Source organism: Micromonospora mirobrigensis (assembly GCF_900091555.1).
Lineage (GTDB): Bacteria > Actinomycetota > Actinomycetes > Mycobacteriales > Micromonosporaceae > Micromonospora > Micromonospora mirobrigensis.
This window is the reverse complement of the sequence record NZ_FMCX01000007.1, coordinates 276937-291097: the sequence shown is the minus strand read 5'-3', so window position 1 is coordinate 291097 and position 14161 is coordinate 276937. Positions and strand designations below refer to the sequence as shown.

Annotated in this window: 10 protein-coding genes; 6 read left to right on the top strand and 4 right to left on the bottom strand. The window is 73.3% G+C overall.

Going from position 1 to position 14161, the window contains the following annotated elements:
• Window positions 1–28: 28 nt before the first annotated feature.
• Window positions 29–937 (bottom strand): alpha/beta fold hydrolase, encoded by a 909-nt coding sequence (locus GA0070564_RS23040; protein WP_245670163.1) that lies wholly within the window; start codon window positions 935–937, stop codon window positions 29–31.
• A gap of 211 nt (window positions 938–1148) precedes the next feature.
• Here GA0070564_RS23040 and miaB point away from each other — a divergent pair, with 211 nt between their 5' ends.
• Entirely contained in the window at window positions 1149–2627 is a 1479-nt protein-coding gene (miaB, locus tag GA0070564_RS23035; protein ID WP_091612512.1) for a tRNA (N6-isopentenyl adenosine(37)-C2)-methylthiotransferase MiaB, read from the top strand.
• 48 nt (window positions 2628–2675) lie between these two features.
• On the opposite strand, the gene GA0070564_RS23030 is transcribed toward miaB, so the two are convergent.
• Both GA0070564_RS23030 and GA0070564_RS23025 read right to left on the bottom strand, forming a co-directional pair.
• A complete protein-coding gene (locus GA0070564_RS23030) occupies window positions 2676–4325 on the bottom strand; it encodes a cellulase family glycosylhydrolase (RefSeq protein WP_091612508.1) in 1650 nt (549 codons plus the stop codon).
• 402 nt (window positions 4326–4727) lie between these two features.
• A complete protein-coding gene (locus GA0070564_RS23025; protein ID WP_091612505.1) occupies window positions 4728–5936 on the bottom strand; it encodes a DUF349 domain-containing protein in 1209 nt (402 codons plus the stop codon).
• A 363-nt stretch (window positions 5937–6299) separates the two neighbouring features.
• On the opposite strand from GA0070564_RS23025, the gene GA0070564_RS23020 reads away from it, so the two are divergent.
• Genes GA0070564_RS23020 through dapF form a run of 3 tightly spaced genes read left to right on the top strand, consistent with a single transcriptional unit; the run spans window position 6300 to window position 8780 of the window.
• Window positions 6300–7019: a class III extradiol ring-cleavage dioxygenase family protein gene (locus GA0070564_RS23020; RefSeq protein WP_091612500.1), complete on the top strand. Its 720-nt coding sequence runs from the start codon at window positions 6300–6302 to the stop codon at window positions 7017–7019.
• Window positions 7004–7927 (top strand): tRNA (adenosine(37)-N6)-dimethylallyltransferase MiaA, encoded by a 924-nt coding sequence (miaA, locus tag GA0070564_RS23015; RefSeq protein WP_425412522.1) that lies wholly within the window; start codon window positions 7004–7006, stop codon window positions 7925–7927. Before GA0070564_RS23020 ends, miaA begins: the two co-directional genes overlap by 16 nt.
• A 7-nt stretch (window positions 7928–7934) precedes the next feature.
• Window positions 7935–8780, top strand: a complete 846-nt coding sequence (gene dapF / locus GA0070564_RS23010; protein WP_091612496.1) for a diaminopimelate epimerase — start codon at window positions 7935–7937, stop codon at window positions 8778–8780.
• A 388-nt stretch (window positions 8781–9168) separates the two neighbouring features.
• Here the strand turns inward: dapF and GA0070564_RS23005 are convergent, their stop codons facing one another.
• On the bottom strand, window positions 9169–10689 hold the full coding sequence (locus tag GA0070564_RS23005) for an NAD-dependent malic enzyme (protein WP_091612491.1): 1521 nt from the start codon (window positions 10687–10689) through the stop codon (window positions 9169–9171).
• A 198-nt stretch (window positions 10690–10887) separates the two neighbouring features.
• On the opposite strand from GA0070564_RS23005, the gene hflX reads away from it, so the two are divergent.
• Both hflX and GA0070564_RS22995 read left to right on the top strand, forming a co-directional pair.
• On the top strand, window positions 10888–12342 hold the full coding sequence (hflX, locus tag GA0070564_RS23000; RefSeq protein WP_091612488.1) for a GTPase HflX: 1455 nt from the start codon (window positions 10888–10890) through the stop codon (window positions 12340–12342).
• 50 nt (window positions 12343–12392) lie between these two features.
• On the top strand, window positions 12393–14126 hold the full coding sequence (locus GA0070564_RS22995) for a hypothetical protein (protein WP_091612485.1): 1734 nt from the start codon (window positions 12393–12395) through the stop codon (window positions 14124–14126).
• Window positions 14127–14161: the final 35 nt, after the last annotated feature.

The following is a 14161-nucleotide window of genomic DNA, read 5'->3' as shown; positions in this document are numbered from 1 at the left end:
CGGCCTTCCCCCGCCGGGCGGGTTGCGGTCAGAGCTGCGGGGTGGTGGCCAGTTCGGGAGTGGTGAGCCAGGCGAGGGTCTGCGGCAGGATCTCCACCGCGCCGAAGTGCGCGGCGCCGGGCTGCACCTGGACCTCGGCGTTGGCGATCCGGTCCGCCAGCCACCGGGAGTGTGCCACCGGGGAGAAGCGGTCCTGCTCGCCGTGCCAGAGCCGGACTGGCGCCCGGATGGCGCCGAGGTCGAAGTCCCAGGCGCGGCGCAGGGCGAGCACGTCGTCGATCCAGCCGTCCGGGCCGTGCCGCAGGGCCTCGGCGTACATGTCGGTGAGCAGGCGACGGATCGTCACGTCGTCCACCACCCGGATGTCGGACTCGCTGAGTTGCGGCCGGAGCACCTCGAGCAGGGTCATCGGGTCCCGTTGGGCGTTGCGGGCCCGTTCGGTCAACGACAGCTTCAGCTCGGCGGCGTCCTCGTCGGCCAGCCCGAAGTCGTCGACGTTGCCGTCGGTCATGCCGGAGTACCAGTCCAGGTCGGGCGCGCCGGCCGGGGCGAGGCCGACCAGCACCGCGGCCCGGGTCACCCGCTCGGGCAGCAGCGCCGCGCAGGCCAGGGCGTGCGGCCCGCCACCGGAGCGGCCCACCACGGCGAACCGGTCGATGCCGAGCGCGTCGGCGATCGCCGCCACGTCGGCCGCCGCGTCGGCCACCCGACGGCCCTCCTGCCGGTCGGAGTCGCCGTACCCGGGCCGGTCGTAGCAGACCAGGTGCACCCCGAGGCGGTAGAGCACCACCGGACGGGGGCGGGGGCCGCTGCGGCTGCCCGGGGTGCCGTGCAGCAGGAACACCACCGGCCCGTCCGGGGCGCCGGAGGTCTCCACCGCGAGTCGCCGCCCGTCGCCGGCGACGACGATGCGCTCTGCCGCGTTTTGTAGCGTCACGGTGGCCTCCCGCGGGTTCGTCATGTGCTCCCCCGAGTCGGAGACGCGTATCGGTGGTGCAAAGACCCCGAAACCGCCCAGAACACAGTCCTGCTGTGCAGCGTACTGCCCGGCGGATGCCCCCGCCATGGGCCGCCGGGTCAATGCCGGGCGGACGGGTCGGCCGGGTGGGCCGCTACCCTGGTAGCCCGAGGAAAGGGGCGCCGAGCAGGTGGCTAGGACCTACAACGTCGTGACGTACGGCTGCCAGATGAACGTGCACGACTCCGAACGCATCTCCGGCCTGCTGGAGCAGGCGGGATACGTGCGCGCACCCGGCGGGGACGAGACCCCCGACGTGGTGGTCTTCAACACCTGCGCGGTCCGGGAGAACGCCGACAACCGGCTCTACGGCAACCTCGGCCGGCTCCGCCCGGTCAAGGACAAGCACCGCGAGATGCAGATCGCCGTCGGCGGCTGCCTGGCCCAGAAGGACCGCGGCGAGATCGTCCGCAAGGCGCCCTGGGTGGACGTGGTCTTCGGCACCCACAACATCGGCTCGCTGCCGGTGCTGCTGGAGCGGGCCCGGCACAACGCCGCCGCCGAGGTGGAGATCCTGGAGTCCCTCGACGTCTTCCCCTCCACGCTGCCCACCCGCCGCGAGTCGACGTACGCCGGCTGGGTGTCGATCTCGGTGGGCTGCAACAACACCTGCACCTTCTGCATCGTGCCGTCGCTGCGCGGCAAGGAGAAGGATCGCCGCCCCGGCGACATCCTCTCCGAGGTGCGCGCCCTGGTCGACTCCGGTGTGCTGGAGGTGACCCTGCTCGGGCAGAACGTCAACTCCTACGGCGTGGAGTTCGGAGACCGGTACGCGTTCGGCAAGCTGCTGCGTGCCTGCGGCGACATCGACGGCCTGGAGCGGGTCCGGTTCACCAGCCCGCACCCGAAGGACTTCACCGACGACGTGATCGCCGCGATGGCCGAGACACCGAACGTCTGCCACTCGCTGCACATGCCGTTGCAGTCCGGCTCCGACGACGTGCTCAGGGCGATGCGCCGGTCGTACCGGTCGGAGAAATACCTCGGCATCATCTCCAAGGTGCGGGCGGCGATGCCCGACGCGGCGATCACCACCGACATCATCGTCGGCTTCCCCGGTGAGACCGAGGACGACTTCCAGCGCACCCTGGACGTGGTGCGCGAGTCCCGGTTCTCCTCGGCGTTCACCTTCCAGTACTCCAAGCGCCCCGGCACCCCGGCCGCCACCATGGACGGCCAGCTGCCCAAGCAGGTCGTGCAGGAGCGCTACGACCGGCTGATCGCCACGGTGGAGGAGATCACCTGGGCGGAGAACAAGCGGCTGGTGGGGGAGACCGTCGAGGTGCTGGTCGCCGTCGGCGAGGGGCGCAAGGACGAGCGCACCGGCCGGATGTCCGGCCGGGCCCGCGACGGCCGCCTGGTCCACTTCGACGCCGGCTCGCTGGCCGGGCAGATCCGGCCCGGTGACATCGTGCACACCACCGTCACGTACGCCGCCCCGCACCACCTCAACGCCGACGGGGAGCCGCTGTCGCACCGGCGTACCCGGGCCGGGGACGCGGCCGAGGCGGGCCGTTCCCCGCGTACTCCCGGGGTGTTGCTCGGGCTGCCCACGGTCGGCGCGCCGGCCACGCCGCCGGCACCGGCCGGGGCCTGCTCCGCGCACTGACCGCACTGTCGACGGCCGGGACCCGGTGGGGTCCCGGCCGTCGGCGTCTCAGCAGGCGGCGCCGTTGAGCTTCACCGCGCCCGGCGCGGACGCCGAGCCGTTGGCGGTGAAGCCGATCGTCACCGACGCGCCCGGCGCGAGGGTCCTCGCCCAGTCCGGTGCGGCGGCGGTGACCGTGCTGCCGGACTGGGTGACGGTGGCGTTCCAGCCGCTGGCCAGGGTCACCCCGGACGGCCAGGTCCAGGTCGCGGTCCACGGGTTCAACGTGCCGGTGCCGGTGTTCTTCACCGTCAGCTCACCCTGGAAGCCGCCGGCCCAGGCGTTGGCCTGCTTGTAGCTCGCCGTGCACGCCCCGCTCGGGGTCGGCGTCGTCGGTGACGGGGACGGCGAGGTCGGCGACGGCGACGGCGACGTGGGGGTCGGCGACGGCGAGGTCGGGGTCGGCGACGGGTTGCCACCACCACCCACCGGCGGGATCAGGTACGGCGAGATGATGTCCTGCTTCGCCTGGTTGATCGTCGTCCAGTCGTCGTTGGCGATGCCGCCGGTGTCACCCGAGTTCGGGTTCCACGACCAGTAGGTGAACGACATCCCGTTCACCCCGGTCCCGGTGTACGCCAGCAGGTTCTGCAGCCAGACCTTGTCCTTCGGGTCCTGCAACGTGGTGCCGAACTCGCCCATCATGATCGGCGCGATGTTCTGCTTGTAGAGGTAACCCCAGTACTTGTCCCAGATGCCCGGCATGTTCGCCGGGTACGTCGGGTCGTCGAACCAGGCCTGGTGGTAGACCGAGGTGGCGTACTCGTGCGGCGAGTAGACCAGCCGGTTGGCCACGTTCAGCCGGACCGGGAACTGCCCGGCCTTCGACAGGTTGCCACCCCACCAGCCGCAGTCCTCGTCGTTGCTGGTGTCGCCGTCCCAGACGTTCGACAGGCCGCCGCTGGGGCAGCTCACCCCCTCGACGAAGATCAGCCAGTTCGGCTGCACCCCGAGGATCGCGTTGCCGGCCCGCTCGGCGGCCAGCCGCCAGTCCCGAGCGGTGTCACCGCAGCCCCAGCAGGCGCCGGTCGCGGCCGGGTTGGTGCCCTCGGCGTGCGGCTCGTTGTGCAGGTCGGCGCCGATCACGGTCGGGTTGTTCGCGTACCGCTGGGCGAGCATCTTCCAGTCCGCGATCCAGGTCGCCTCGGAGACCGTCGAGGTGTACCAGAGCGGCGACTGTCCGGCCGAGGTCGGGCGGTGCCGGTCCAGGATGACCCGCATCCCCTTGCCGCCGGCGTAGTCGATGACCTTGTCGAGGATCTGGAGTGGAGAGAGCCCCACCAGGTCCGGGTTGACGAAGTCGTTGATGCCGCTGGCGGTGGCGCCGGGCTTCAGGGCGTCGTTCGAGTACGGGATGCGCAGGGTGTTGTAGCCGAGCCGGGCCATCGTGTCGAGCTGCCCGCGCCACGGGTTGCTCGACCAGAGACCGTGGAACGTCTTGTTGTCGGTCTCCATGCCGAACCAGTTGATGCCGGTGAGCCGGACGGTGGTCCCCGTACTGTCGACGATCTTGCTCCCGCTGGTGTGCAGGTAGCCGGTGCCGGTACCGCCGACAGCGGCGGCGGCCGGGGTGGTGCTGACGGCGGCGGCGACGAGGACGCCGGCCGCGGCGGTGGCGAGCACGGTGAGCGCGCCACCGAGGGCGGTGGGTCGGTGCATCGGAGCTCCACTTCGGATGTCCGCGCGGCACAGCCGCCGCGGACGGTTGGACCAGGAGGACGGCCCGCCCGTCATCGGGTACGCGCGCAGCGCACGACGGGCCGGTCACGTGGACGGCCACTCGCGAAGGGGAGCACCGGCGCTCTCCGCCGGCCGATCGGCCGCCGGTGCCCTCGTGCCGGTGTCGGAACCTGGCTCCGAGCCCCATTCTGATCAGCCCACCTCGATGCGTCAACCGCCACCTCCCTCCCCTCCGGATCGGCCGCCGCAACTTCGGGGAAGTTGCCGCCTCCGGCCGGGTCGAGGCAGCTTCTTCGGTGAAGTTGCGCCGATCTTGGGCGTGGGGGGACATGCGGAAGCCCCCGGCCCGTGAGGGGCGGGGGCTTCCGGGGGTGGTACGGGTCAGCCGGCCTGTTCGGCGAGCTGGAGGAACTGGCGCTTGGAGGCGAGGGCCTGCTCGGCCTCCTTGACCCGGCGGGCGTCACCGGCGGCCTGCGCGCGGGCCAGCCGCTCCTCGGCCTCCGCGACCTGCGCCCGCATCTGGGCCAGCAGCGGGTTGTCCTCCTTGGTGGTACGCCGCCACGCCGAGTCCATCACCTCGCGGACCTTGTCGTCGATGGCGCGCAGCCGGCGCTCCAGCCCGGCGGCGGCCTCGCGGGGCACCCGACCGGCCTCGTGCCACTGCGCCTGGATCTCCCGCAGCTTGGCCTGGGCGCCCTTCGGGTCGCCGTCGACGTCGAGCGCCTCGGCCTCGGCCAGCAGCGCCTGCTTGCGCTCCAGGTTGACCTTCTGCTCGTTGTCCCGGGCGGAGAAGACCTCGCTGCGGCGGCTGAAGAAGGCGTCCTGGGCGGCCCGGAACTTCTCCCAGAGCTTCTGCTCGGCCTCCTTGGAAGCCCGCGGCGCGGCCTTCCACTGGTTCATCAGCTCCTTGAGCTGGTTTGCGGTGGCCGCCCACTCGGTGGAGTCCTTGAGCTTCTCGGCCTCGGCGACCAGCTCCTCCTTGACCTGCTGCGCCTGCTTGCGCTGCTGGTCCAGGGTGGCAAAGTGGGCGCCGCGCCGGCGGGTGAAGCCGTCCCGGGCGGCGGCGAACCGCTTCCAGAGCTCACCGTCGGCCTTCTTGTCGACCCCGCGGATGGTCTTCCACTCGTCGAGGATCTCCTTGAGCCGGTCCCCGGCGGTCTTCCAGCCGGTCGACTCGGCGGCCAGCTTCTCCGCCTCCTCCACCAGGGCGGTCTTGCGGGCCAGCGCCTCGGTACGGGCGGCGTCGCGGGCGGCACGGGCCTCCCCGGCCTTCTCCTCGGCCACCACGGCGAGCTTGTCCAGCCGCGCCACCAGGGCGTCGATGTCGCCGACGACGTGCGCCTCGGGCAGCGTGGCCCGGATCCGCTTGATCGTGGTCAGCGAGTGGCCGGCGTCCGCGGCGCCCGAGTTGAGCCGCGCCTCGGTCAGGTCAACCTCGGTGACCAGGTCGGCGTAGCGGCGGGCGAAGTGGGCCAACCCCTCCTCGGGCGCCCCCGCCTGCCAGGATCCGACCACCCGCTCGCCCTCGGCGGTCTTGACGTAGACGGTGCCGTCCTCGTCCACCCGTCCGAAGGCAGTCCAGTCGCTCATGTGCCCATCCTCGTTCTCCCGGCGTCGACGGGACACCCCCGCGACGCCGCCACGGCGCAGCCAAGTTACTTCGGGCATTGTCACAGGTCCGACCCGGTGCGTGTCGAGCGCCTGTCGTCGACCGTGACCATACGGTGTCGTTAGGCCCTGATGGGGGTATCCGCGCGGGACGTATCGGTCATCCGACCGCCGGAAAGTGGCATGGCCCACTCCCTCACCCCCTGCCCGGGGTTGACCGCTACCTGTCCACAGTGCCGCCGCCCGCCGCCCGCCGCCCGCTGTTGCCGCGCCAGCGGTGCAACCGGGCCGATCCGCTCCCCGGGGCGGAGCCGGGCGGGCCGCCGGGGCCGCTACCGTTGCCTGGTGCCCCTGGTCGCCGCCGCCGTCTGCCCGCATCCGCCGCTGCTCGTCCCCGAGCTGGCCGGCGCCGCCGCCCCTGAGCTGGCCGAGCTGCGCGACGCCTGCGCCGCCGCCGTCGCCGGTCTCCTCGCCGCCGATCCCGACGAGCTTCTCCTGGTCGGCGACGGGCCCACCACCACCCGGTTCGATCCCGCCGACTCCGGCTCGCTGCGGGCGTACGGGCTGGACCGGGCGGTCCGGCTGTGGAAGGTCAACTGTGCCGGAGCCGAGCGGCTGCCGCTGAGCCTGACCATCGGCGCCTGGCTGCTCGGCCGCATCGGCACCGAGCTGCCCCGGACGGCCCGTTCGGTCGCCGCCGACGCGTCGCCGGACGAGTGCGCCGAGCTCGGGGCGGCCCTCATGGCCGATTCCGAGCGCCGGACGGCGTTGCTGGTGCTGGGGGACGGGTCGGCCTGCCGGGGCACCAGGGCGCCCGGTTACGACGACCCGCGCGCCGAGCCGTACGACGAGGGGGTGGCCCGGGCCCTGGCCGACGCGGACACCGCCGCCCTGCTCGGCCTGGACCCGATGGTCGGCGCGGAGCTGCGGGTGGCCGGCCGCGCGTCCTGGCAGGTGCTGGCCGGTGCGGTCCGCGCGGCGGGTGGCGACTGGCGCGGTGAGCTGCGCCACTACTCCGTGCCCTACGGCGTCGCCTACTTCGTGGCCTCCTGGGGGCGGGCGTGACCGGCGGCGTGGTGGCCGTGGTCGGGCCGACCGCGGCGGGCAAGTCGGCGCTGAGCATCGCCCTGGCGCACGCCCTCGACGGCGAGGTGGTCAACGCCGACTCGATGCAGCTCTACCGGGGCATGGACATCGGGACGGCGAAGCTGACCCCGGCGGAGCGGGAGGGGGTGCCACACCACCTGCTGGACATCTGGGCGGTCACCGAGCCGGCCAGTGTCGCCGAATACCAGCGGCTGGCCCGGGCGGCGGTCGACGACATCCTGGCCCGGGGCAGGGTTCCGCTGCTGGTGGGCGGCTCGGGGCTGTACGTCCGCGCGGTGCTGGAGCGGTTCGAGTTCCCCGGCACCGATCCCGCCGTCCGGGACCGGTTGGAGGCCGAGCTGGCCGAGACCGGCCCGGGCCCGCTCCACGAGCGGCTGCGCGCGGCCGATCCGGCTGCGGCGGCCGGCATCCTGCCCGGCAACGGCCGGCGGATCGTCCGGGCCCTGGAGGTGATCGAGTTGACCGGCGCGCCGTTCACCGCGTCGCTGCCCGAGCCGACGCCCTACTACCCGTCGGTGCAGCTCGGCGTCGACCTGGACACCGCACTGTTGGACGAGCGGATCGCGCTGCGGGTGGATCGGATGTGGGCCGACGGGCTGGTCGCCGAGACCCGCGGGCTGGCCGGCCGTGGGCTGGCCGAGGGGCGGACCGCCGGCCGGGCGCTCGGCTACCAGCAGGTGCTGCGCTTCCTGGCCGGTGAACTGACCGAGGCGCAGGCGCACGACGAGACGATCCGGGCCACCCGGCGCTTCGTGCGCCGGCAGCGTTCCTGGTTCCGTCGTGACCCGCGGATCCACTGGCTGGACTCCGCCACCGACGAGCTTGTCGACACTGCCCTGCGGCTGGTCGCCGAGCATCGGCCATGATGGGAGCGTGGAGTTCACCAAGGGGCACGGCACCGGCAACGACTTCGTCATCCTGCCCGACCCGGACGGCGCCCTCGACCTGACGCCCGAGCTGGTCGCGGCGATCTGCGACCGCCGGCGGGGCGTCGGCGGCGACGGCGTACTGCGGGTGGTCCGGGCCGCCAAGCACCCCGACGGCGCGGCCCTGGCCGGCGAGGCCGAGTGGTTCATGGACTACTGGAACTCCGACGGCTCGTTCGCCGAGATGTGCGGCAACGGCGCCCGGGTCTTCGTCCGCTACCTGCTCGCCACCGGGCTGGCCGAGCCGGACGGCGCGGCGCTACCGGTGGCCACCCGGGCCGGCGTGGTGCGCGCCCGCGTCGAGGGGGACGCCATCGCCGTCGAGATGCGCCGCCCCCGGCTGTACGACGCGTCGACCGCGGCCCTGGGCGGCCTGACCCTGCCCGGCACGGCCGTCGACGTCGGCAACCCGCACCTGGTCTGCCCGCTGCCGGCCGGCCTGGACCTGGCCGCGCTCGATCTGGGCCGCGCGCCGGACTTCGACCCGGCGGTCTTCCCGGCCGGGGTGAACGTCGAGTTCACCGCGCCCGGCGAGCCGGTGGCCGGCGTCGACGGTCACGTGCTGATGCGGGTCTACGAGCGCGGCTCCGCCGAGACGCTCTCCTGCGGCACCGGTGCGTGCGCGGTCGGCGCCGTGGCCCTGCGTGACCTCGGCCGGGACACCGGCGTGATGGCCGTCGACGTCCCCGGCGGCCGCCTCACGGTCACCGTCACCGACGACACCTGCTGGCTATCCGGCCCCGCCGTCCTGGTCGCCGCCGGCGCCCTCGACCCCGCCACCCTGACCCGCTGATCCCCCCACCCCTGTCCACACCGCACCCGCACCGCGCCTGCACCGCACCCGCACCGCGCCTGCACCCTGGCCGCGCGGCGCCCGCACCCCGGCCGCGCGGCGCCCGCACCCCGGCCGGACGGCGCCCACACCCGCCCACACCCCACCCCACGGCGCTTCGATCAAGGGCTTTGCGTCACCCCACCCCGCAAAATCCGACCCAAACTCCTTGATCAACGGAGAGCGGCTCGTTGATCATGAGGTTAGCGGTTGGCTTCGTCCCGGTTTGGGACAGCGAACCTCATGATCAACGGGCCGGGGCCGGGGTCGGGGCCGGGGCCGGGGGCCGGCCGAGGTCGGGGCCGGGGGCCGGGGCGGGGCCGGGGCCGGGGGCCGGGGCGGGGCCGGGTCAGGGGGTGGCGGAGGCTTCGGCGGCGATCTCGGGGAGGTCGGCCGGGGCCGGCGGGGTGGTGGGGGCCGGCGCCGGGGTGGCGTTCGGGTCCGCGGGGGAGGGGTCGGCCGGGGTCAGGATGTTGGCCGGGTTCTGGGCGGCGGCGCGGACGGCGGCGGCGACCGCCGGGGCCACCCGCGAGTCGAAGACGCTGGGCACGATCACCGTCGGGTTGATCTTCTCCTCGCCCACCACGTCGGCGATCGCCCGGGCGGCGGCCAGGGCCATCTCCTCGGTGAACTCCTCCGCGTGCGCGTCGAGCATGCCCCGGAAGACGCCGGGGAAGGCGAGCACGTTGTTGATCTGGTTGGGCTGGTCGGAGCGGCCGGTCGCCACGATGGCGGCGTGCTTGCGGGCCTCCCGCGGGTCGACCTCCGGGTCCGGGTTGGCCAGCGCGAAGACGATCGAGTCCTTGGCCATCGCGGCCACGTCGTCGCCGGTGAGCAGGTTGGGCGCGCTGACCCCGATGAAGACGTCGGCGCCGCGGACCGCCCCGGCCAGATCGCCTGCGTAGCCGGCCTTGTTGGTGTTGTCGGCCAGCCACTGCCAGGCCGGGTTGAGCCCGGTCATCCCGCGGTGCAGGGCGCCCTGCCGGTCGTACGCGATGATGTCGCCGACGCCCTGGCGCAGCAGCAGCTTCATGATCGCGGTGCCGGCCGCGCCGGCGCCGGAGACCACGACCCGGACGTCCGCGAGCTGCTTGCCCACGACGCGCAGCGCGTTGGTCAGCGCGGCGAGCACGCAGATCGCGGTGCCGTGCTGGTCGTCGTGGAAGACCGGGATGTCCAGCAGCTCGCGCAGCCGGGCCTCGATCTCGAAGCAGCGCGGCGCGGCGATGTCCTCCAGGTTGATCCCGCCGTACGCGGGCGCGATGGCCTTGACGATGGCGACGATCTCGTCGGTGTCCTGGGTGTCGAGCACCACCGGCCAGGCGTCCACCCCGCCGAAGCGCTTGAAGAGCGCGGCCTTGCCCTCCATCACCGGCAGCGAGGCGGCCGGGCCGAGGTTGCCCAGGCCCAGCACGGCGGAGCCGTCGCTGACCACGGCGACGGTGTTGCGCTTGATGGTGAGCCGGCGGGCGTCGGCGGGGTTCTCGGCGATCGCCTGGCAGACCCGGGCGACCCCGGGGGTGTACGCGCGGGACAGCTCGTCTCGGGTGCGCAGCGACACCTTGGAGTTGACCTCGATCTTGCCGCCGAGGTGGAGCAGGAAGGTGCGGTCGGAGACCTTGCGGACGTCCACGCCGTCCAGCGCGGTGAGCGCGTCGACCACCTGGTCGGCGTGGCTGGCGTCGGCGGTGTCGCAGGTCAGGTCGACGATCACGTTGGTGGGGTCGGAGTCGACCACGTCCAGCGCGGTGACGATCGCGCCGGCCTCGCCGACGGCGGTGGTGAGCCGGCCGATCGACGACGCGTCCGCGGGGACCGCGATCCGGATGGTGATCGAGAATCCGGCACTCGGCAGTCGGGTGATGGCCACGGAACAATTCTCCTCGTCAACGCTGACAGCTCGACTCGCATTTCTACCCGCCCGACCGGCGCTGCCGGTATCCGCCCCCGCTACCGGCGGGTACGAACCCGGGCATATAGCGGGTGCGTCCGGCGTTGCCACATGTCAGGATTACTGATACGCGCCGGAAACACCCCGGCAGCGGACATAAACGACAGGAGACGCGGCTTGCGCGACGAGGAGACCTACCTCACCTACACCGACGACGACGAGACCGACGCCACCACCGGCGAGTTCGAGCTCTCGGAGCGGCAGGCACTACGGCGGGTCCCCGGTCTCTCCACCGAGCTCACCGACATCACCGAGGTCGAGTACCGCCAGCTCCGGCTGGAGCGGGTCGTCCTGGTCGGGGTCTGGACCGAGGGCACCCAGGCGGACGCGGACAACTCCCTCACCGAGTTGGCGGCGCTGGCCGAGACGGCCGGCTCGCAGGTGCTCGAGGGGCTGATCCAGCGCCGCAACCGGCCCGACCCGGCCACCTACGTCGGTCGGGGCAAGGTCGAAGACCTGGGCGCGGTGGTGCTCTCCACCGGTGCCGACACGGTCATCTGTGACGGTGAGCTCTCCCCGTCGCAGCTGCGCAACCTGGAGCAGCGCACCAAGGTCAAGGTGGTCGACCGGACGGCGCTGATCCTGGACATCTTCGCCCAGCACGCCAAGAGCAAGGAAGGTAAGGCCCAGGTCGAGCTGGCCCAGCTCGAATACCTGCTGCCCCGGCTGCGCGGTTGGGGTGAGACCCTCTCCCGGCAGAGCGGTGGTTCCGGCCGGGGTGGCGGCGCCGGCGGCGGCGTGGGTCTGCGTGGTCCCGGTGAGACCAAGCTGGAGACCGACCGGCGCCGGATCCGCAACCGTATCGCCCGGCTGCGCCGGGAGATCAAGGGCATGAAGACGGTACGCCAGACCAAGCGCGCCCGGCGTTCCCGCAACGCGGTGCCCGCGGTGGCGATCGCCGGCTACACCAACGCCGGCAAGTCCAGCCTGCTCAACCGCCTGACCGGGGCCGGGGTGCTGGTCGAGAACGCGCTCTTCGCCACCCTCGACCCGACCACCCGCAAGGCGACCACCGCCGACGGCCGGCTCTACACCCTCTCCGACACCGTCGGTTTCGTCCGGCACCTGCCGCACCAGATCGTCGAGGCGTTCCGCTCGACGCTGGAGGAGGTCGCCGACTCCGACCTGGTGGTGCACGTCGTCGACGGCACCCACCCGGATCCGGAGGAGCAGGTCCGCGCGGTCCGCGAGGTGCTCGCCGAGGTGGGGGCCGACCGGCTGCCGGAGCTGCTGGTGGTCAACAAGACCGACGCGGCCAACGAGGACGAGCTGCTCCGGCTCAAGCGGCTCTGGCCGGAGGCGGTCTTCGTGTCGGCCCGCGCCGGCCGGGGGATCGACGGGCTGCGCGCCGCCATCGAGGCACGCCTGCCCCGCCCGGCGGTGGAGGTCCGCGCGGTCCTGCCGTACGACCGGGGTGACCTGGTCGCCCGGCTGCACCGGCAGGGCGAGGTGCTGAGCACCGCGCACCTGCCGGAGGGCACGCTGCTGCACGTACGGGTCAACGAGGCGCTCGCCGCCGAGCTGGCGCCGTTCGCCAGGACGGAGCAGGAGGCGGTGGCGGCCGTCCGGTGACCGACTGCGGCGTCATCCGGCGGTCGGGGCGGGCATGCGACACTGGTCGAATGCGCCGCGCTGTTTCCTCGGTCACGGTTGCCCTCGGCCTACTGGGGGCGACCGTGGCGTTCTCCGGTGTCGTCCAGGCGGCCCCGGCGTCCTCCGCGCCCGTCCCCGGCAAGAAGCGTTGCACCGTCACCGACGAGCGGCTGCGCGAGCTCTCCGGCCTGGTGGCCACCAAGTCGGGCTACGTGGTGATCAACGACGGCACCGACAAGGAGAGCCAGAAGCGGGTCTTCTTCCTCGACACGAAGTGCGAGATCGCCAAGGACCCGGTGCGCTACTCCGCCCAGGGGCCGAAGGACACCGAGGACCTGGCCCTCTCGCCGGACAAGAGGACGCTCTGGATCGCCGACACCGGTGACAACATCACCAGCACCGAGCGCCGTACCCGGGTCGCGGTCTGGAGCATGCCGGCCGACGGCTCGGAGCGGCCGGTGCTGCACCGCCTGTCGTATCCGGAGGGTAAGCCGCACGACGCCGAGGCGCTGCTGATCGGCGCGAACGGGCTGCCGCTGGTCATCACGAAGGTGCCGAGCGGCCCGGCCGAGATCTACACGCCGACCGGCAAGCTGAAGACCGGCGACACCGACCCGGTGCCGATGAAGAAGGTCGGCCAGATCACCCTGCCGAAGACCAACACCGACAACCGGCTGGGTGCCTTCGGCCGGGTCTCGGTCACCGGCGCCGCCCGGTCCCCGGACGGCAAGCGGGTGGTGCTGCGCACCTACGCCGACGCCTTCGAGTACGACGTGGCCGGCGACGACCTGGTCGGCGCGCTGACCACCGGCAAGCCCCAGGTGACGCCGCTGACCGACCCGTTCGGTGAGGCGATCTCCTACACCCCCGACGGGAAGCTCTTCGTCACCGTCTCCGACGGTGGCGAGCTGGCCCCGGACGACCCGATCGACATCCTCGCCTACACCCCGTCGAAGACCGGCGCGGAGGCGCTCGCCGCCGAGGGCGGCGACCCGGCCGCGAAGCCGAAGGCGGAGCAGTCCTGGTTCTCCTCGCTGAGCCTGAACCAGATCACCTACCTGATCGCCGCCGTCGGTGTGCTGGGCGCGCTGCTGGTCGGCGCGGGGATCTTCGGCATCCTGCGGGCGCGTAAGCAGCGCCCCGCCGGCCCGGGCCGGGACGACACCGACCAGCCGGACCGTGACCAGCCCGGCCACCTCGCCGACCCGCACGACGGGTCGGGCGACTGGGCGGGCACGGGATACGGCGCCGCCGCGCCGTCGGGTGGCGTGTACGGCGCCCCACCGCCGGTGGGCGCCGGGTCGGGCCGCAACGGCACTCCGGTCAACGGCGGGTCGGGTCGGGCCCCGGGCCAGGGTGCCGGTGGCGGCGTCTACGGCGGCGGTGACCGGCCGGCCGGTGGCGGCGTCTACGGCGGCGGCGGCGGTGGCCGGCCGGCCGGCGGCGGAGTCTACGGCGGTGGCCGCCCGGCGGAGGCCGGTGGCGGTGGCCGCAGCGGTGGCGGTGGCGTGTACGGCGGTCAGCCCGCCGGTGGTCCGCCGCCGGCCGAACCGCCGGCGGGCGGTCGGGGCGGCGTCTACGGCGGCGCCGGCCGGGCCGAGCCCCCGCGACGTGCCGAGCCGCCGCGCCGGGGCGACCGCCCGTACGGGGATTCCGGGCCGGGCCGGGGCGGCGACGAGAACGGCCGGCACGGTGAGGGCCGGGGTGGTGGCCAGTACGGCGGCTACGGCGGCCGGGAACAGCACCGGGGCGACCGCTACTGACGACACGAAGCGGCCCGGGTCACCACCTGCGTGAG